Source organism: Paenibacillus gyeongsangnamensis (assembly GCF_027533625.1).
Lineage (GTDB): Bacteria > Bacillota > Bacilli > Paenibacillales > NBRC-103111 > Paenibacillus_G > Paenibacillus_G gyeongsangnamensis.
On the sequence record NZ_JAQAGZ010000025.1, the window covers coordinates 106,031 to 126,100 of the forward strand.

At 45.7% G+C, this 20,070-nt stretch carries 12 protein-coding genes and 3 pseudogenes; 6 read left to right on the forward strand and 9 right to left on the reverse strand.

Annotation, left to right across the window (positions count from 1 at the left end):
* Positions 1–114: 114 nt before the first annotated feature.
* From O9H85_RS30540 to O9H85_RS30560, 6 genes and pseudogenes are all read right to left on the reverse strand, one after another.
* Entirely contained in the window at positions 115–702 is a 588-nt protein-coding gene (locus O9H85_RS30540) for an MDR family NADP-dependent oxidoreductase (RefSeq protein WP_269885178.1), read from the reverse strand.
* Entirely contained in the window at positions 695–805 is a 111-nt protein-coding gene (locus O9H85_RS37985; protein WP_409348225.1) for a hypothetical protein, read from the reverse strand. The genes O9H85_RS30540 and O9H85_RS37985 overlap by 8 nt, the downstream gene beginning before the upstream one ends.
* Positions 762–1,082, reverse strand: coding sequence for a hypothetical protein (locus tag O9H85_RS30545; protein ID WP_269885179.1), 321 nt, complete (start codon positions 1,080–1,082; stop codon positions 762–764). Before O9H85_RS30545 ends, O9H85_RS37985 begins: the two co-directional genes overlap by 44 nt.
* A 69-nt stretch (positions 1,083–1,151) precedes the next feature.
* Positions 1,152–1,442 carry an ArsR/SmtB family transcription factor gene (locus O9H85_RS30550; protein WP_269885180.1) on the reverse strand — a complete coding sequence of 97 codons (291 nt, stop codon included), beginning with the start codon at positions 1,440–1,442 and terminating at the stop codon, positions 1,152–1,154.
* A gap of 182 nt (positions 1,443–1,624) precedes the next feature.
* Positions 1,625–2,178, reverse strand: a pseudogene (locus tag O9H85_RS30555) (aldo/keto reductase); the annotation flags it as partial.
* Between the two features lie 151 nt (positions 2,179–2,329).
* The gene (locus O9H85_RS30560) at positions 2,330–2,512 is read right to left on the reverse strand and encodes a hypothetical protein (RefSeq protein ID WP_269885181.1); all 183 of its coding nucleotides are present in this window, start codon (positions 2,510–2,512) and stop codon (positions 2,330–2,332) included.
* A gap of 641 nt (positions 2,513–3,153) precedes the next feature.
* Between O9H85_RS30560 and O9H85_RS30565 the strand changes: the two genes are divergently transcribed.
* The gene (locus tag O9H85_RS30565) at positions 3,154–4,887 is read left to right on the forward strand and encodes a DHA2 family efflux MFS transporter permease subunit (protein ID WP_269885182.1); all 1,734 of its coding nucleotides are present in this window, start codon (positions 3,154–3,156) and stop codon (positions 4,885–4,887) included.
* Positions 4,888–5,264: 377 nt separating this feature from the next.
* Here O9H85_RS30565 and O9H85_RS30570 read toward each other — a convergent pair whose 3' ends face one another.
* Entirely contained in the window at positions 5,265–6,248 is a 984-nt protein-coding gene (locus tag O9H85_RS30570; protein ID WP_269885183.1) for an aldo/keto reductase, read from the reverse strand.
* A gap of 388 nt (positions 6,249–6,636) precedes the next feature.
* Here O9H85_RS30570 and O9H85_RS30575 point away from each other — a divergent pair, with 388 nt between their 5' ends.
* Positions 6,637–7,125 (forward strand): VOC family protein, encoded by a 489-nt coding sequence (locus O9H85_RS30575; protein ID WP_269885184.1) that lies wholly within the window; start codon positions 6,637–6,639, stop codon positions 7,123–7,125.
* 161 nt (positions 7,126–7,286) lie between these two features.
* Here the strand turns inward: O9H85_RS30575 and O9H85_RS30580 are convergent, their stop codons facing one another.
* Entirely contained in the window at positions 7,287–8,243 is a 957-nt protein-coding gene (locus O9H85_RS30580; protein ID WP_269885185.1) for a hypothetical protein, read from the reverse strand.
* Between the two features lie 716 nt (positions 8,244–8,959).
* Here O9H85_RS30580 and O9H85_RS30585 point away from each other — a divergent pair.
* A pseudogene (locus O9H85_RS30585) lies at positions 8,960–9,391 on the forward strand (IS6 family transposase); the annotation flags it as partial.
* Positions 9,392–9,688: 297 nt separating this feature from the next.
* Here O9H85_RS30585 and O9H85_RS30590 read toward each other — a convergent pair.
* Positions 9,689–10,317, reverse strand: a pseudogene (locus tag O9H85_RS30590) (heavy metal translocating P-type ATPase); the annotation flags it as partial.
* Positions 10,318–10,661: 344 nt separating this feature from the next.
* Here O9H85_RS30590 and O9H85_RS30595 point away from each other — a divergent pair.
* The 3 genes from O9H85_RS30595 to O9H85_RS30605 all read left to right on the forward strand — a co-directional run bounded on the left by O9H85_RS30595 (position 10,662) and on the right by O9H85_RS30605 (position 19,423).
* Positions 10,662–13,058 carry a bifunctional YncE family protein/alkaline phosphatase family protein gene (locus O9H85_RS30595; protein ID WP_269885186.1) on the forward strand — a complete coding sequence of 799 codons (2,397 nt, stop codon included), beginning with the start codon at positions 10,662–10,664 and terminating at the stop codon, positions 13,056–13,058.
* Positions 13,059–13,224: 166 nt separating this feature from the next.
* A complete protein-coding gene (locus O9H85_RS30600; protein WP_269885187.1) occupies positions 13,225–15,939 on the forward strand; it encodes an alkaline phosphatase family protein in 2,715 nt (904 codons plus the stop codon).
* Positions 15,940–16,297: 358 nt separating this feature from the next.
* Positions 16,298–19,423 (forward strand): efflux RND transporter permease subunit, encoded by a 3,126-nt coding sequence (locus tag O9H85_RS30605; RefSeq protein WP_269885188.1) that lies wholly within the window; start codon positions 16,298–16,300, stop codon positions 19,421–19,423.
* Positions 19,424–20,070: the final 647 nt, after the last annotated feature.

The following is a 20,070-nucleotide window of genomic DNA, read 5'->3' on the forward strand; positions in this document are numbered from 1 at the left end:
AATAGTCGGCTCAGAATCGCCGTGCTCTTTATTTGCCGAGGGAATATAATCGCAAATATATGGGGAAATGTTGGTCCTATCCTAATGAGGGACCCTGAAAGTTGAACTCGGCCCTCAGAGTTTGACGACAACTTTACCTAAGAATTTTCCCGCAAGAAGATCGACAAACGATTGCGGCGCAAGCTCGATACCTTCGATAACAGTTTCCGAATATTTGATTGCCCCTTCTGCTAGCCATTTGCTGAACTCTGCTTGAAATGAGGGCCCGCGACTCAAGTGATCCATCACATTAAACCCTTTGAGTGTAAGCCGCTTGCCTATAGCAAGCACAAGATTGGTAACACCTTCAAATGCCCCATCCGGCGACACCACCGCACCGCATAGCGCAATACGGCCAAACGGGTTCATGACGTCGATTACGGCCTCAAGCTGCTTGCCTCCGACATTATCAAAATAAACGTCAATTCCATCAGGTGCGAGATCACGAAGATTATCTTTGAAGGAGCTATCGTGATAATCCAAAGCGGCGTCAAACCCCAGTTCCTTGACGAGATAATCGATTTTACTGGCGGAACCGGCAGAACCTATCACTTTTTTTGCTCCTTTCAAGCGGGCGATTTGGCCTGCTAAAATGCCCACAGAGCTCGCAGCGTTGGATACAAAGACGGTGTCGCCCGATTGCAAATTTGCAACATCAAGCATCCCAACATAAGAGGTGTGTCGGAAATAGGCTTGCGTCTATTTTACGGAACTGACTGGCATCAGCAAGCGCGTATTCCCGCCATCCCATTTGATGTCTCACCATATCGCCCGGCTGCAAGGAAGCATCCTTGGAAACGATAACCTCGCCGACCGGCATCTCCGTACATAGGTTCACCAACCGCATATAAGGGAATCGGCATGTTCAAATCCAACATTCGCAAGCGCATTCCCGCGTCCAGAGAAAGAAACTTGTTTTTGACAAGCACTTGGCCGTCCTGCACTTCCGGTATCTCTACTGTTGCTATCCCAAAATCCTCCATGCGAACGCGATCGTTAGGGCGGTTTTTTAACCGAAGTTCTTTTCCTTTTACAGCTGACATGACAAGCACCTCTCGTATGTATATTTGTCAAACAACAATTTGACTAAAGAACAAAAAAAGAACCTGAAATTACAGGGTATTCAGGAACCCAGGCATGTACCTTTCAAACACCTCCATATTTAGAGTAACGAACTTCGTTTGAGCCTCTTGCCGGATTTTAACTAAACCGGCCTCTCTAAGCGTACGAAAATGATAAGAAATATTTGCTTTTGGCGTTTCGCATTTTTCTCCTACAGCGCCAAAGCTTTTTTCTTGCTTGGTTTGATAAAGCATTCTGATGATTTCGATTCTTGTCGGGTCGGCCAATGCCTTGAATATACGAACTCTGATTTCATCTTCTTCTTTTAGTTTAATAGTCATGCAACTAATTTACATTATCCGTTAAAAAAATTCAAGAAATAATTAACTTAGCATTAATATACGTACGATTGTAAAGAAGTATTTTCATTGAAAATCACTGAACAAAACTGCCCAATAGCTTACGAGGCTGCCCAATCGATCCCGCGACAGCCTCGTGATGTTGTATATAGAATTCGTCAACGTTAGTTTAACCCGCCCATGATTAAGTGAGGCACATACGGCTCTTCCAGGCTCGCGACTTCATCGGACGTCAGTTTCACCGACAAAGCGGCGACGGCATCCTCCAAATGATGCGGCTTGGTCGCTCCGACGATCGACGCCGTCACCGGCTCCTTCTGCAGCACCCACGCAAGTGCGACCTGCGCGTGCGGAATGCCCCGAATCGAGGTGATCTCGGCGACACGGTCCACTACTTTACGGTCAGCATCGGCGGTTTTCGCATAGAGCGATTTTCCGAATTCATCCGTCTACGACCGGGCACTTTGTTCATCCCAATCTCGAGTTATACGGCCGCGCGCAAGTGGGCTCCAAGGAATGACGCCGATCCGCTCTACCCGGCAAAGCGGCAGCATCTCCCTTTCTACTTCCCGGTACAGCAAGTCCAAATAATTTTGCATCGAGACGAATCGAGTCCAGCCGTTGCGTTCGGCGACATGCTGCGCTTTAAGGAACTGCAAGCATACATCGAGGATGCCCCTATATAGCGTGCCTTACCGGCTCTCAGAACATCGTGGAGCAGCAGCGTTAACTTCATACCAGTTGCAACGCAACTCGGCTATGCGTTGGGGCTGGTTCTTCTTGTTCCGTTGGGTGATGCTTTGATCGACGAAGACTGATATTGTGGCAAACGATGGGACTCGTTATTGCGCTTGCTGCAGCCGCAATGTTCAATGTAAAGCGGTCGGTCTAACCAAAATTTCACTGACTAAGGTATCATCAGGCTCATTAATGGCGAAAGCAATGGCTCTGGCAATACTGTAGGGAGGTATTAAATTTAGGGCTTTTCGTAATTCTGAAGTTTCAAACTGCTTCAATATTTTTTCAAGCTGATCTTGGCTTATATCACTCATTTTTCCTCCAGAGTACAATTGATCATAATTGTATTCCAAAACCTATTATCATGCTGTCCTGCCCGTTACTTCCAATGAACCAAAAGAAGAGCTGTCTGACACAAGCTCCTCCACTTTCGTAATCCGTTAGCTCCATTAACCGCTTTTCTTAGAAGGCGATTAACTTTTAAGCCGGAATCAACAATAAGATTTAACATAGTCTTAGATAAAAATCATTTTGAAATTCTTTCTTATTCCTGCTTGCTCAAATTCAATGCTTTGAATTGAATAGAGATTATACTTATGGGTAGATTAACGTATGAGGTTGGCTAAAATTACCGACACGGTAGCATTTAAGCATGTAATAAAACAGAGTGACAGCGCTAAGCATCGACAATTCTAAGTAACTTACCGTTGATATCATTTAGCGGACCACATTTGGTTATAGGGACTAATAGCGGTATTGAATTGAATCAGTTTTGTATAGCGGCTATCCAATTGCCGAGCAACATTACTTACAATTCCCTCAGAAACCGGATAATTCAAATCATCTGGATGGGCCATCGCTATTGCAGTTTCCCCCACTGTTACGGAATCCGCGAAAGAAAGGCTTGACGCTTGTTATGTGGGGCAACCTTAGGGCAATAAGGAGATGCTGATGAATGACGGACAAAAGAGAAGATTGGGAGAGTACGAATCCATCGCGCGCGACGACAACTTCGGTTGAAAGCCCTGTGCCTGTTGTAATATCTGCAAGATCAGCCGACTTTAAGCCGACGCCGAGTGAAGAACCTTCGCCGGAAGTATCCGCCTCGGCTGTACAGGCTAAGTATTCGGTACCGCAGCCGAGCGCTGGCAAAGTGCCAATTTTATCGATCCTGGCAATCATCATTGCGGTATTCATGGCGATTCTGGATACGAGCATCGTAAACGTCGCCATCCCTAAAATGATGGCCGTATTCGGCGTAACGCAGACCGACATTCAATGGGTGCTTACAGCATATACACTCGTCGTGGGAGCGCTTGTACCGGTTACAGGCTACTTGGGCGATCGGCTGGGGTATAAGAAAGTATTTTTGTACGCCCTTGTCATCTTTACTATCGGCTCCGGATTATGCGGAGCGGCTTGGAGCAACGGCTCGATGATTGTTTTCCGCATCATTCAAGCCATTGGCGGCGGCGCGCTCATGCCTGTATCGATGGCGATGATGTTCCGCATGTTTCCGCCGGAGCGACGCGGCTTTGCGATGGGCATGTTCGGCATCGCCATCATGTTCGCGCCGGCGTTAGGCCCCACCCTCAGCGGCTATATCGTGGAATACTCGAACTGGCGCCTTATTTTTTACATTAACTTACCGATCGGCGTCATTAACTTCTTCCTCGCCACTGCCGCCTTAAAGGAGACGCAAACGTTGTCCACGCAGAAATTCGACTTGCCGGGCTTCCTTTTCTCGACGATCGGATTTTCTACGTTGCTATACGGGTTGGGAGAAGTGGCGAGTAAAGGCTGGAGCAATCCGGAGGTCGTCTCTTTCCTCATCATTGCTGTGTTCAGCCTGACGCTGTTTGTCATTAGGGAATTGACCACCGACGCGCCAATGATGGATCTCCGCCTGCTGGCCAATTACACGTTCACGATTGCCCAGTTATTGTCGATCATTGCCACCGTTGTGCTGATGGGCGGACTGTTCATTATCCCGATCTTCCTGCAAAATATTTCAGGTTTGACGCCACTTCAGACAGGCTTGGTGCTGCTTCCACAGGCGGTTATATCAGGCATCATGATGCCGATTGCCGGCTACCTGTTCGACAAAATCGGAGCGCGCCCGCTCGCTTTCACCGGGCTTGCGATCGCCGCGTACTCGCTTTATTTGAATCACTTCATCGACGTAAACACATCAAATACGACGCTCATCGGCTGGTTCGTCCTGCGCGCAGTAGGCATCGGCTTTATGATGATGCCGGTCCAGACTGCCGGGATGAACACCGTACCGATGAACAAGATCGGTCAAGGTACGGCGATTACGAATACGGTGCGGCAGGTTGCCGCGTCGTTCGGCATCGCGTGGATGGCGCTTCTTCTGTCGCAGCGGACGACATACCATGCCGCCACCTTATCTGATGAAATGAACATATTCTCCCCTACCGTCGCGAATGGCGTCAATAATCTGCAAACCGCATTCGCGGCGTCAGGCCAATCCACCGATCAAGCTTATCTATTGACACTTTTGTATTTGAATGGTCAACTGCAGACGCGTGCCGTTGTGCAAGCGATGGACGATATTTTCATTGTCACGAGCATACTCGCTGCCGTAGGTGCAGCCATCTCATTGCTGCTGCGTAGAAGCAAACAGGGCGCGAATAAAGAGAAGAACGCTTCGGTGATTATCGAATAGCTGTTCAGGAAGTCCCATATCTTTGACATTCCTTAGCGGGAACGGTTTTTTCATGATGGAACGCAAATGTCGCTACAAATCAAAACTTTGTTCATTTTACATTACTGCCCGTCAGCAAGACTGCCGAACATGCCGGCAGCCTTAATCATGATGTGTATTGATCTCTCGTCATCCGTTAGCGCAATGATTCAGTTTTTCTATATGATACGGTTCTCCTAGCTATCTGTTTTGGCAAGTTAAAAAAACAGTCGTTAAATTACTCAGATTCTAGACAATTTCACCATAGGAAAAAGGACCCGGAAATACAAAATTTGTATTCCAAGGTCCTATAAGAGTCTATCCTGATATAGAAACCTAATTATGAGAAAGATTCATTTTTATAAATTAACCGACTTCATCGAGGCTTCAGGATAACGAGTTCCTGAAGCTATACCCTTAGGCGCTACATCGTTTATATGCGTTAATTCGTCAGTTGTCAGTTCGACTCGCATTGCCTCAATATTTTCCTCTAGGTAAGTTCTCCTCTTTGTACCCGGAATCGGAACAATATCGTCTCCTTGCGCCAGTAACCACGCCAATGCTAATTGGGAAGGTTTGCATTCTTTTTCCTCAGCTATTTCCTTGATTCGTTTAACCAGGTCCAAATTTTTTTGAAAGTTCTCACCCTGAAAGCGTGGAGAAAAACGACGATAGTCATCTTGTGCCAAATCTTCAAAACGTTGAATTTCGCCCGTCAGGAACCCTCTTCCCAGCGGACTGTATGCAACAAACCCGATTCCTAATTCCCGACATGTAGGAAGGATCTCGTCTTCTACATCCCGACTCCATAAGGAGTATTCCGTCTGGAGTGCAGTAATTGGATGAACGGAATGAGCACGGCGAATTGTATTTGGTGCAGCTTCTGATAAGCCCAAATATCGGACTTTACCTTCATGAACAAGATCTGCCATGGCGCCGACAGTTTCTTCAATTGGGGTGTTCGGGTCAACACGATGCTGATAATATAAATCGATATGATCTACGCCCAAGCGACGAAGACTCTCGTCACATGCAGCCTTCACATATTCAGGACGGCCATTTACACCGAGGAAAGATCCGTCTTCTCCTCTAACGTTTCCGAATTTTGTGGCAAGAACAACCTCATGACGTCGACCTTTTATAGAACGACCGATAAGCTCCTCATTTTTACCAACACCATACATATCTGCGGTATCTAAAAAAGTTACTCCTAAATCCAAAGCTCGATGTATAGTTAAAATTGACTCCGCTTCATCTCGCCCACTATAAAAGTCAGACATTCCCATACAACCTAAACCAAGAGCCGAGACTTCTAATGAAATTCCTAATTGTCTTTTCTTCATGATTAATTCCACCTTTCTTTTTTTAATCTCATTTTACTTTGAAATATTTCCTTTTATATTATAGCGCATATGTTTTATGGAATGAAATCCATACAAATCAGTCGCCAACTCATCTACTTTTATCAACTTTTATATTCTCCCTACAAAAACCAGTTTCATACCCGAATGTAGTTGTCTTGAACGATGACAAGCGCGTTATTCAGATACGGAATTGGAAGTCTTCAGTAAGCAGATTGGCCTGCCCCCAGCGAATCTAGAAGTCCTTTTCGCAACAGGGACACAACCGACGACCGTTTCTCCTGAAACGATCCCAGCTTTCTTGTCGCACATATGACCCACAGTTTCATGTATTGAACCGAACCAAACAAGACTTGAAAGGAGCAGATGTATGAGTGGTGTTCATCCGGCCACCCAGATTGGCCATGTCCACCTGAAGGTGTCTGATCTCGAGCGTTCCATTCGATTTTACACAGGGGTCCTCAGCTTTGATCTGGTGAACCGGCTGGGAAACAGTATTGCATTCCTGAGCTTCGGAGGCTACCATCATCACCTGGTACTGAATACCTTGGAGAGTGCGGGTGGTAGGCCGCCAGGCCCGGGAACGACGGGCCTGCTCCACTTCGCTATCCTCTACCCAAGCCAGCGCGAACTCGGCCGGGCGCTGAAGCGGCTGCCGGCTCATGGCGTCCAGCTTGACAGCGCGGTGGATCACGGTGTGAGCTTTGCCCTCTACCTGCATAATCCTGATTGGATAGGCATTGAGCTGACCTGTGACCGTGACCCGTCTGAATGGACACGGACCCCTGACGGCCGACTGGCGATTGGTGAGTTCAACGCCTCGCTCGACCTGCGATCCCTGTTGGCGGCTGCGGAATAGGCCAGACCCCTGGGCTTGCCGGGCCGATACTTAGTTCTTCTTATATAATTATACTATTTTACAATGATTAACTGCTAGTTAGTGCAGCGACCGCAAGACACCTCTTTTGTTGTTTTAACTCCCGTTAGTTCAGAAACCAGCACTAGGAAAAACTCTTACTTTTAATCCTCCATTTTGGTCCAAGCGCTAAATTCATGCACTGCGTATCCCTTGTATGCTTTCCGGTTCTTCAGATTCTGGTTTAAGTCTCCCATTTCCATGTTAAGCTTCTTTTTCCCCTTACCATAAAAAGTGATGAAGCTGTCGGGATTCTGCAGCGTTTCTACAGACAGAAGGAGAGGTTTACCCAAAGCTTCCGCTTCATTCAGCTCGTTGGAGGCGACATCGATGATTTCCCTCGTATTATCCCGATAAGCCATCAGAGTTGTGATATCGAATTGGCTGATCATAAATTTGGAAAGCGTATATCTACCTCCATGGCCATCAGGAACGGTGAACTTGTGAAGCCAAAAAGGAATATCCGCCCCGGTCGGCAGTCCGGTTTCCAACTTCGTTTCCTGAACAAAACCGGTCACAGTGTCTCTCCAGTACCCAAGCATCTTATCTTGATCATCACGCCATTCTTTGGTCGTAAAGGGCTCTACATCCAAATGAATTCCTTTGTACCGTTCGTCGGGTTTTACACTGAGATTATAGTTTTTCACCCAATCAATGAACTTGTACATTTTTATCTGCTTTTCCGGAAGAACCCAATTCGGCTCACCGGCTAAGGCGTGAACTTCGATTCCGAGCGAATTGGCTCTTTTGATGAAAGCGGCGTACTTGTCATTAGGAATATCTACGTCCTGCTGTAGGTAAACTAAGTTAATCCCATTGGCCTGCATTTGGTTGAAGGTGACATCCAAATTCTTGAAGGCTTCTGCTGTATACCAGACCCAAGTGGCTTTTGTTGCAGGAGCTGCTGTTGGTGCAGAAGGAACTAAAGCTGCCGGTTCTGCAGCATAGGCTCTAGATGTGGTTGGAACGGAAGGCAGAAATCCGATCGCCTGTACGGAAATCATACTTACAACGGCTAATTTCAAAGATAAAGAAGGTAACAATTTAGTGATTATCTTCATGGTTTCTCCTTTACTTTTTTTATTATACTGTTGTCAGAAAATCTATGCTGGCATTTACTAATATTCATTATAACGAACAAATAAAAGACTTTTAAGGTTGTATCGTAACAAATTCTTTAAAATTCTGTGAAAATCCTAATGTGTACGATATCTCATTGGTAATAATGTTCTTAATAACGAATATCATTGATATATTGCCCGTGTATAATTTAGCTAGCGAAACATACTTCGGTAAAGTACTGGAGGAGATGAACAAGAACAAGACGAAATAAGGATCTGCATCAGGATATATTATACAAAGACGCGAAGAAGTAAAAGGAGCTGCGCGCTGGCAGCTCCTTCATCTTTTTGGATAGAGTCCTTTGTTAAGCTATTGTTCCCGTTAGCCATACATGCAGCGCAAGCGCCGCACCACAGATGATGAAAATGGGGCGCGGAATCAGTCAATACTGCTACTACGGCTGGGAGAGGAAGGTCGATGAGCTATGGTGCCTTAGAGCCCAACCGTTAGTCTGACTCCAACGATCACGGTGCATCTCAGATGTCGCTCCCTTACGGGAAGCACTCATGGGAGATTAATCCTGCTCTGATTGCTGCACCAGCCTCTTGCCTAATTAGCCGTAGAGAGGGCGTATTCAAGGTGGAAGGTTGTGGTGCAAAGCTCTTAAATCCATGATAACATGATTGAAATGAAGTCATGAGATGGGGATATTACATTGAAAACGGAATTAGATTTGTTTAAGTGGAAGCAGTATGAATCAGAGATTATCTTGCTGACAATAAGATGGTATTTAAAATATAGCCTTAGTTATCGTAATCTAGTAGAGATGATGGAAGAACGAGGACTACACATGGCTCATACAACCATCATGCGATGGGTTCACCAATTTGGGCCGGAATTAGACAAGCGAATTCGTCTCTTTCTAAAACTGACCAACGATTCCTACCGAACGGATGAAATCTACATCAAAGTCAAAGGACAATGGAAATATCTTTACAGGGCAGTGGATTCAAACGGAAATACGATTGATTTCATGCTTTCTGAAAATCGAGATGCTCTCGCGGCCAGACGATTCTTCAAGAAAGCGTTGACCTCACCACACAATCAATCGCCGCGCGTGATCACCGTCGATAAAAATCGAAGTCATGCATATGATAAAGAAAGGGCAGGTCGAATGCATTCATTCGTCTGTCCTTTCTGCAGTACAATTAATCATAAAATGTTTGGTTTATCAGCATAGTCAAATAACAATAAGGCGACTATCTTTGATCCATTTTAATAGTTGCACCAAAACCCCTAATTGCTATATATGAAATTTTCTTAAATATAATTCTCCATTTGGAATCTAAAATCCTATTTCATCAATAGATTTTTCAAAGCCATCCCGAAGAATTAATTAAACTATGAAGTTTGGTAGCGCCGAAATCATTCAATCGACTTCAACTTAATTTTTCATGCGTAGTAATCTCATACTGTTCAAGATGACCAGAAGCGCAGCACCAGTATCACTTAACACTGCTATCCACAATGTAAGCCAGCCGGGGAAAATGAATAGGATTGCAACTAACTTCACAATAATTGAAAACCAGATGTTTTGCTTAATGACGTTTATTGCTTTTCTGCTTAGCTTGATTGTATGGGGCAATTTTTCAAGATTATCGCCATGAGCACAATGTCCGCAGTTTCCATCGCAGTATCCGTACCCGCGCCGCCCATTGCGATTCCGAGATCAGCCGTCGCTAGAGCTGGCGTATCGTTAATACCATCACCCACCATCGCGACTGTTTTTCCTTCCGCTTGTATACGTTTGATAGCTTCCACCTTGTCTTCCGGTAAAAGGTCCGAGAAATAGCGGTCAATTCCCGTCTGAGAAGCGATTTTTCGTGCAGTTCCTTCATTGTCTCCGGTCAACATCACGGTCTCTGAGATACCAACCGATTTAAGTGCTTGGAGCGTTCCTTCGCTTGTTTTACGCACCGCATCAGCCACGACGATGATCCCGATGATTTTTTCTTTAGTACCGACAAGAACCAGGGTATTCACAAACTCTAACCAGGGCACCGTCCATTGTTGACGAGCCCGTTCGATAATCCGAATGTTCCTTACGGGCGCATAATTCCAATTTTCTTGGAAATTGGAGATAACCCTAAATCTAGTTAAAATATACCATTTTTATTTGAATAATCTTAACAACTCAACAGAAATCGATTTCCAATACCACTATATCCCATTTTATAGGATTATTTAGGAAAAATATCCACTACCAATGGACTATCATTTTACTTGAAAGTTGGTAGGATCTCTGTAAATAGTTAAATATACTCATTTTCCTTAACAATTCTCTCATTTCTGTTCTATTATTTTCTGCTATTATTTAGAACTGTATTCTACAATCTAACACGAAAAGGAGACGAAACATGAAAAAGCCTATCAAAAGTAAAAAGATCATTGCAAGTGTTGCTTTGTCTGCGGTACTGTTCGGCTCGGGAAGTGTTTTTGCTGCTTCTACGCTCGTGGCAGGTCCCAAAGCAGATGGCACTGGGGTGAACAGTCACGGTTGGTCGCTTACACCAGCTGGGACACAAGTAAATTTGGGGAATAAACCTTTCGGGGCCGCCATTAGCCCGGACCACAAATATCTGATTGTTTCAAATGACGGTTCACCGAAATCGCTGCAGGTTGTAGACGTGCTGCAACAGAAAGTCGTATTTGAGGTGAAACCGCCAGAAGGGTTATTCCTTGGCGTAGTATTCAGCCCTGACGGAAAAACCGTTTATGCCTCAGGCGTAAAAGACAAAATTACCGTGTTCCAATTTGATAACGGAATACTTACGGAGAAAGCCCCTATTGTGATGCAGGGGGCCCAGTCGCTCAATCCTTTCTTGAATATGACTTCCTTTTCACCAGCCGGGATCTCCATTTCTTCGGACGGAAAATTCCTGTACACAGCCAATAACATGAACAATTCCGTTTCCATGATCGACCTTTCTACGGGACAAGTCAAAGCAACAACGAATGTAGGAAACCATCCTTATACGGCGTTTCTTACCCATAATGGCGGTATGCTGTATGTTACCAATTGGGGAGAGAGCAGTGTCAGTGTTTTAAATCCGAATGATTTGTCGGTTGTACATACGATTGCGGTAGGCCTGCACCCCAATGCGATTGCGGAGAATCCGGTTAATGGTATGATTTATGTAGCCAATTCCGACAGTGACGAAATCTCGATCATTGATCCTGCAAAACAACAAGAGATCCAAAAGATTTCATTGGCTCCTTTTAAAGGAGCACAAGTCGGTTCTATTCCGAATGCTTTAACTATAAGTCAAGACGGGAAAACGATGTATGTATCCAATGCCGGAAATAACGATATTGCGGTAGTTGATCTCGACAGCGGAAAGGGACCTGAAGTAAAAGGGTTGATTCCAACCGCATGGTATCCGTCCGGGGTGTTTATCAATGAAGAAACCAAGCAACTGATGGTTATCAACACAAAGGGATTGGGATCGGGCCCCAATACACAGCATCAATATATTGGTAGCTTAATTAAAGGATCCCTGTCTTTCATTAATATACCGGATGATAAACAATTAAAACAATATACCAAACAGGTTGAAGACAATAACACGGTTTACAAGGTTGAGGGCGACGGCTGGTTGAAAGGGTTCACAGGAGAAGACAACAACCCGATCCCGCAATTTGAAGGTCAAAAATCTCCTATTAAACATGTCATTTATGTGATCAGGGAAAATCGTACGTATGACCAAGTATTAGGCGATTTGGGAAAAGGAAACGGGGACCCGAGCTTAACCGAGTTCGGTAGGTCGATTACACCAAACATTCACAAACTCGCTGAACAGTATGTCACTTTAGACAATTTCTATGTTGATGCTGAAGCCAGCCCGGACGGACATGACTGGACGGTGTCTGGGATAGCAAATGACTTTAAAGAAAAATCTTATCGTCAATCGGATCATCTCTATGATTACGAAGGAAAGGATTCGGCTGAATATTCCCAATCCGGTCACATTTGGAACAACTTTATGAATCATGGCCTAACGTTCCGCAACTACGGCGAAATGACTAGAAATGATGCAACTACGAATCAATGGGTACCGAACGATAAATCGGTTGGCAGCAATAATGACGTGAATTACCCGGGCTGGACATTAGCTTATACGGACCTTCAACGTTTTGATGAATGGAATAATGAATTCCAACAATTCGTTAAAAACGGCAATCTCCCGGCCTTAGAAACCGTTCAAATGCCTGGGGATCATACGAACGGTACAAAGCCTGGCACCTATACACCGCAAGCATTTGTAGCACAGAATGACCTTGCCATCGGGAAAATGGTGGATGCAGTAAGCCATTCCCCTTACTGGAAAGATACGGCGATTTTCGTAATCGAAGATGATGCACAAGCAGGAGCGGACCACGTAGACGCTCATCGTACTGAAGCGCTTGTCATCAGCCCGTATACGCAAACCGGAAAAGTGGACAGCACCTTCTATAGTACGTCATCCATGCTTCGTACAATGGAATTGTTTTTCGGTTTGAAGCCGATGACCCAGTTTGACGCATCCGCCATTCCTATGCTGAATTCGTTCACCAATCATCCGAACTTTGCTCCTTACAAGATAGAGCAGCCGCAGTATCCAATTGACCTGAAGAACGGTCAAAACGCACCGATGGCGCAAGTATCGATGAATTTAGACTTCTCCAAGCCGGATGCTGCAGACCCTGATACGCTTAATCGTGTTTTATGGGCGGCTACTAAAGGAAACCAGCCTTACCCTAAAAATGTGAGATAAAAATCATAAACTACAGCACCTAGTCTGAACCTTCTCACCGTATCCGGCTTGATCATGGCTATGGGCCAGCTAACTTTAACAACACTCATGATAATACCAAAACAGGCTCAATTAGTCATAGAAAATGACTAATTGAGCCTGTAGATAAACAAAAGGAGAGAAAATGATGAAAATTAAGAGCAAGAAAAAGCTAGTCACTGTAATTACGCTAGCAGCACTAACTTTCAGTTCAAGCGTAGCCTTCGCAAAGTACGCATATCCAACGTATACTGTTGGACAGCAAACAGATGGTTCAGTAGTTACAACAACTGATCAGGTTCTAACCCCTGCGGGACAGCAGGTTCAGATCGGAGGAGTCAGGCCAAACGCGGTCGCACTAAGTCCCGATGGGAAAACAGCTGCCTTTCTTACCTCCGGCGCGGACTTCGTCACTGTGGTGGATCTCGCGACAGGCACGAAGAAACAGACATTAAAAATATCGGATGGAAGAAGCGGCGGACCACCCTCCGGTATCACCTACTCGAAGGACGGCAGCAAACTGTTCGCCTCTGATACCAGCGGCAAGATCATGATTGCGGATGTCAAAGCTGACGGTACACTGACTCTTAATTCATTAGTAAAACTGCCGAAAAGCAGCACGAGTCCTTCCTGGGCCGGTCCTTGGCCAGTCGGTCTTGCTCTCTCCGATGATGGAAAAACACTTTATATTGCGCTTAGTGGCAATAACACACTTGGTGTATTCGATATCGCTACTCAGAATCTTGTGGACGAGATACCGGTGGGTAACGCTCCTTATGGCGTGGTCGTAGTAGGCAACAAGGCGTATGTGAGTAACGAAGGCGGGCGTCCGGCAACGGCTGGTGATTTCACCAATAAGTCGGACGGGACAAACATTGTAGCCGATAAACAGTCAGGTTCCGCATCGACCGGGACGGTCTCCGTAGTTGACTTGAATACCCATAAAACATTGCAAAGTATTACGGTGGGATTGCATCCAACGAACATGAACTTACATGATCATTACCTATTTGTGGCCAACACCAACAGTGACAGTATTTCTGTTATCGACACCACAAGTAACAACCTGGTCAAAACAATCAACATTCAACCGTTTCCAGATGCCCCCTTCGGCAGCACACCTACTGGGCTGACGATGACGGGAGATGGAAAGCTGGTTGTGAGTCTGGGTACAAACAACGCTTTAGGAGTCTACAAGTGGCAAGGACCTACCCAACCGGTGAGCTTTGAAGGACTTATTCCGACGGGCTGGTACCCAGCCGATGTTACAGTGGACAATCAGCAGCGCTTAATTGTTGCGAATCTTAAGGGGATTGGCTCACTGGGTGACGGAAACGCCCGGGCTAAAATGGCTTACTCCCAAGTGGGCACAGTTTCCATTATCCCTGTTCCGAAATCAGAAGAAATTCAAAACTACACGAAACAAGTATTCAAGAACAATAACTGGAACCATGCCAATAAAGAAGATAATGGCCAAAATCAAGACAATGCACAAAATAAAGACAACAATGGTCAGGATCATCAAACGATAGCAATACCCCAGCATATCGGCGATCCATCACTAATCAAACACGTGTTCTTTATTATCAAAGAAAATCGTACCTATGACCAAGTGTTAGGAGATGACACAAGGGGTAATGGTGCTCCTGATCTTGTTCAATTTGGCAAGCAGGTTACACCAAACGAGCATGCTCTTGTTGCACAATTCCCATTGTTAGACAACTTCTACGCGAGCGGGATTGCCTCGGATGAAGGGCATCAGTGGCTCGATGAGGCGTACGTGTCGAGCTATCTCGAGAAGATGGAGTACAGCGGTCCAGAGCGTGGCTACCCTTACTATGGTGGTGATAGTCTAGCTTATTCTCCTGCAGGTTTCATATGGGAGAACGCTACTAAACATGGGCGTACGGTACGGAATTATGGAGAATATGCAAACCAATTTAACGGACCCCAAAATATAAACTGGGCGAATTCTAAAACATGGTTCAACTGGTATAATGACTCTCAGATCCTGGAAGGAAAAAAATCCGGTTCACTTAACGCACCAATCGGTACGTACCAAGCAACCTCGGATGTCCCTTCTAACAATTGGTTATTAAACCATGATTATCCTGCATTTACTAGCGTTTCCATTCCCGACCAATACCGCGCCGATATTTTCCAGCAAGAGTTTGCCGGATACGTGAAGAATGGAAATCTGCCCAATCTGGTGATGATGTCGTTGCCTCAAGATCACACCGGAGGAACAAGCCCGGGATTCCCAACACCGCGAGCTCAGGTAGCCGATAATGATCTAGCCCTCGGCCGAATCGTTGATACCATCAGCCATAGCCCATATTGGAAGGACTCCGCGATCTTTGTTGTTGAGGATGATGCTCAGAGCGGCACTGACCATGTTGACGGACACCGGACTACGGGATTCGTTATTAGCCCGTACGCGAAACGAAACATTGTAGATAGCACATACTATACGCAAATTGACATCGTTCGTACCATTGAGCAAATCCTGGGACTGTCACCTATGAACCAAATGGACTGGGCGGCTAGACCGATGAATGATGTCTTTACGAATTCCGCTGATCTTACTCCATATAACGTTTTGCAGAATAATATACCGCTGGATGAGGTCAATCCACAACCAACGGCAATGAATAATACCGTACAACAAGCATGGGCCGCAGCATCGACGCAAAGTATCAAGAGTCAAGATGATCTTGATAAACATCCGAATCTGTTGAACCATGCAACCTGGTACGCTACAAAAGGTTTCACTACCCCTTATCCGGGAGACAATAAAGTTCTTCTTCCGAATGAGGTTCAGGAACCCGTCGTAAGTAATAATAACGGAAAAGCAAACGACTGATCTTCTGAAAATCATTTCTGTAGGCTCGTATAGCATTCGCACTCGAACCTCTTGGATATCTCACCGTATGAGAAAGTATTCAGCGTTTTAAAAAGGATAGAAGGCAGCGATATTCGCTGCCTTCAGTCTTTGTACCATCAGCATGGGCGTCATCTATCACCGTGTGCGACCCGCAAGTTACGGTAGTGTGAGAAGAGGGACTTGCCGTCCTCTCTTACTCGATTCTTATTATTATGCAGAACGCAATCCTTTCTTTGTTTGGTTTCTGAATAATTAAATTTGATGAGCAAATGCGCCTCAAGGACATGGGTTTCCCTACATTTTATTCATTTTAGAGAAAGGATTGGGAATCCAAAAGATGAACAAACTTATTGAAGCGACAATGAAACGAACCGTTCTAATCATCACCTCTCTCGTTCTCATTCTGGTTTGGGGAGGAGTGTCCGCTTACCAGATGCAGCGGGATTACCTGCCGCCGATCAATAATCCTACCCTGATGGTATCGATTCACGCTCAGGATTATCAAGCGGCTCAAGTAAAAACTTTCATTTCGGGGCCAATCGAGCAGTCATTCCGAACGGTCAACGGTCTTGAAACCTTAGAGACCAACAGTTTTGACGGCGGACTCTTGATAAGCTTGTATTTTCCTTTGGATTACAGTATGGACCGTGCGGAAAGCGATGTATCCTCTGCTTTGGATCATGTGGCTTTACCTGCGGATGTGGACAAGCCGGTTGTAACCCGGGTAAGTTCCAGTTCCTTTCCGATTATGAGACTGAGTCTTACCAGTCCGCCCGGAAAAGTGGATGAAAATACGTTGCGCACAACGGTTCAAACTAAAATAATCAATGAACTGAAGGCCATGCCGGGGGTAAGCGACATACGCGTCATCGGGGCAGGAAGCAACGGCTATGTATTATCCCTTCGGATGGCGGACTTGAGAAAAGCCGGATTGACTATAGACGATGTGAAACAATCGCTTTCCCAGGTTCATTGGACGTGGGCGCAGGGGAATATAACGAGCACCCAAGTGACCATTCCCCTCCAAGCTTCCGTATGGATGCAAAGTGAGCAGGATTTGAAGCAGCTGCCCATACACGGTTCGGATGGACATGTCGTTCCTCTCTCCGCCATTGGGGATGTTGCGAAATCGGTGGTTGATCTGAAAACGATATCCCGGACCGATGGATCGGCCAGCGTCGTGTTTGATGTATTGAAAACCCCGTCATCCAATATCACTGATGTATCACAGAGGATCCATGACCGGATCCAAAACATTCCGGGCCTCAGCCCTGGAGATATCCACCTGGCTGTGCTTTTCGACCAAGGTGAACAGGTGAAGTCTTCGTTGAACTCTCTGTTCAAAGAAGGGCTGTTAGGATGTCTGCTTTCGATGGTCTGCATTTTTCTCTTTTTCCGGAATGCACGGTCCTCAATGCTCATTGCCCTATCCCTTCCTATTTGTCTGTTGGCTACCACGGGACTGCTGAAGATGATGGGAATCAGTCTGAACATTCTCACCGTATCCGGTCTGATTGTGGCTATGGGCCGGGTTGTTGATGATTCGATCGTTATTCTTGACAACATGTACCGGAAAGCTCATGAATCGCGGGAGAAAGTGAATTCAGTGCTTTTGGCTGAAGCGGTTAGGGAAATGATACCCGCGATCGTATCCTCCACGGCAACAACCGTTGCCGTATACATTCCTATCGCGCTGGTCGGAGGCATGATTAGTTCCGCTTTTTCCGGATTCGCGTGGTCTGTTGTCATTGCACTCCTAACGTCACTCTTGGTTGCTGTGTTTGTTGTCCCGGCTCTTTATCATCTATGGCAAGGAGGACGGAAGAACGATTCGGCGGTTTCCATTGAACCCGTTTCGCGCCGAGTGTTAAGCTGGGCTTTTCTAAGAAAAGGGAGGATTATCGCGGCTTTTGTTACGATTCTTTTGATTGCGGGTTCAGGCGCGTTTTTTCTGCCGGTAAATTTTCTGCCCGCCAATAAAATCGGACAAATTAACGTTCAATTGGAATTCTCCGAAGGAACTTCCTTGCCGGAAATGGACGCGACCGTAAGGCGAATGGAACAAACCTTGAAGTCGGATCCAAACATTACGACATTTTCTTCCGTTCTGGGATCCACGTTTACACCTCAATTTGACGATGTGTTCGACGCTGGCGGCGGATGGATTCAAGGCGCTAATATCGCCAATATTATGGTATCGATTAAAGAAAAGGCGAATGTCGATGTGATGACGGCCGAACTGCAGAAGCGGCTCTCTACCCTGGCGGGCAGTGCGATCTGTACCGTAACGAACCAAAACATTTCCGGGAATGATTCACAGCTCAAAATCGATCTCTCCGGAGCGGACGCTGTAACGCTGGACAATGCCGCGACGACCATCAGGAGTAAGCTCCAGCTTGTGCCCGGGCTCAGCGTGGTGGGGGCGGCCGACAACAAAGAAGTTCTTCCCAGGGTTCAAATATCGCTGAATCAAGCTTCGATAGAGCAAACAGGAGTTGATACGGAGGCGATCTTCCGGCGGATTCGGAATTATTTGTCCGAAGGGATGAGAATCGATGTCAGGGCAGGAAATAAGGAAACGATTCCGTTAGTCATCCATACCGATCTCATCTCAAATATCGCAAATTCATCTGCTGGGAGCCCGAATGCAGATACTCTGACCTTACTTGGCAAAGAAACATTCAAGGGAAAAGACGGTCAAGACGTCCGGTTGGATCAACTCGCATCCGTCAGTACCGGAAACGGACAATCCGTCATACGAGAACGGGAAGGACGCCCCTTCTCAGTAGTGACGGCAAATATCACTTCAAGAGATATTGGAAAGGTGACCGGACAGGTGCAGGATACTATCGATCATTTGGCTCTACCTTCCGGAGTCAAGTACTCGATTAATGGGATTTCCGCCCAAGTGAATCAAATGATCCTTCAAATGGGCATTGCTTTGTCCGTTTCCATTGTACTGGTTCTGCTCATTGTAAGCATGGTCTTCCGGGGGTGGAGAGCGCCGCTGACCGTACTGGTCTGCATTCCTTTCGCTTTTATCGGCTCCATAATCGGCATGCTGGTTTGGGGAGGAGAATGGAATCTTGCCGCGCTTGTCGGATTGTTGATGCTATCGGGCATCGTGGCTACCAACGGAATCGTTCTCGTAGATAAAATTGAGCGCAACTTGGCCAGCGGAATGAATCCGAAGGAAGCGATACTGCAGGGGACCGTTTCCAGGGTACGTCCGGTCTTAATGACAGCGGCGGTAACCATTTTGACTCTGTTCCCGTTGTGCATCTCCGGCAGCGGAGATACCATCGTCTCACAAACACTGGGAATCGTAGTCGTGTGTGGCATGATCAGTTCGACGATGATCAGTTTGCTGATTATTCCGCTCCTATATGAATGGATGCATTATCGTCGACCTTTGGTTGTGAGGAAAAGAAATCTTAGCACCAAACCGGTCGTATCCCAATAAAGGTTGCCTCATCTTATTGGGGTACCACCACATAGCCATCAAGCTAAAATTTTTGAATGCCCCCAAAACGAAAAAAAAGCTATTCTTTATTTACAAAAAGAATAGCTTTTTTCGTTTTGGGGATCTATTTAATTTCTTAGCTTGATGGTTATGGTTGATCGCCATTTTGCTTAGTTCTTCTCTCATGTTTCAGATGCGAAGGCTTTTGCTGATGAAGAAAAAGAAAGAAGCCAGTGAATTCTTTTCTTTGCTCTTAGCTTGATGGGCATGGGGTAGAGACAGTAAATTAACGTTATCTAAACGAGCGTGTGAAAACCCCTTGAAATATAAAGGTCTGCACATTGTTTACATGTATTCAATGTATTCTTGGTGGGAGCATCAACAAAAAACAGCCCAAAACTGAACAATACAGTCTTGGTCTGCTTTTTTCTGTTATTCAACTAACGTACCCGTTAGTGCAACGACTTGCTCAGTTGAATATCATGTTCCTCAACATAATTGCGGTAATGTTCACCACTATAGTAATCAACAATATCCTTATTAATCTCTGGATATCGAAATAGGGATCCATTTGACACCAATCTGGTGAGGGTCTGGATTTTCCAGGAAGTTTGGGATGCGATCCTGGTTTCAACGTACATTCAAAT

Bases quoted from the DNA above. Each gene is read 5' to 3' on its own strand.
- O9H85_RS30540 (WP_269885178.1), bottom strand. From the start codon at position 702: ATGCTTGATGTTGCAAATTTGCAATCGGGCGACACCGTCTTTGTATCC.
- O9H85_RS37985 (WP_409348225.1), bottom strand. From the start codon at position 805: ATGGTGAGACATCAAATGGGATGGCGGGAATACGCGCTTGCTGATGCC.
- O9H85_RS30545 (WP_269885179.1), bottom strand. From the start codon at position 1,082: ATGTCAGCTGTAAAAGGAAAAGAACTTCGGTTAAAAAACCGCCCTAAC.
- O9H85_RS30550 (WP_269885180.1), bottom strand. From the start codon at position 1,442: ATGACTATTAAACTAAAAGAAGAAGATGAAATCAGAGTTCGTATATTC.
- O9H85_RS30560 (WP_269885181.1), bottom strand. From the start codon at position 2,512: ATGAGTGATATAAGCCAAGATCAGCTTGAAAAAATATTGAAGCAGTTT.
- O9H85_RS30565 (WP_269885182.1), top strand. From the start codon at position 3,154: ATGACGGACAAAAGAGAAGATTGGGAGAGTACGAATCCATCGCGCGCG.
- O9H85_RS30570 (WP_269885183.1), bottom strand. From the start codon at position 6,248: ATGAAGAAAAGACAATTAGGAATTTCATTAGAAGTCTCGGCTCTTGGT.
- O9H85_RS30575 (WP_269885184.1), top strand. From the start codon at position 6,637: ATGAGTGGTGTTCATCCGGCCACCCAGATTGGCCATGTCCACCTGAAG.
- O9H85_RS30580 (WP_269885185.1), bottom strand. From the start codon at position 8,243: ATGAAGATAATCACTAAATTGTTACCTTCTTTATCTTTGAAATTAGCC.
- O9H85_RS30595 (WP_269885186.1), top strand. From the start codon at position 10,662: ATGAAAAAGCCTATCAAAAGTAAAAAGATCATTGCAAGTGTTGCTTTG.
- O9H85_RS30600 (WP_269885187.1), top strand. From the start codon at position 13,225: ATGAAAATTAAGAGCAAGAAAAAGCTAGTCACTGTAATTACGCTAGCA.
- O9H85_RS30605 (WP_269885188.1), top strand. From the start codon at position 16,298: ATGAACAAACTTATTGAAGCGACAATGAAACGAACCGTTCTAATCATC.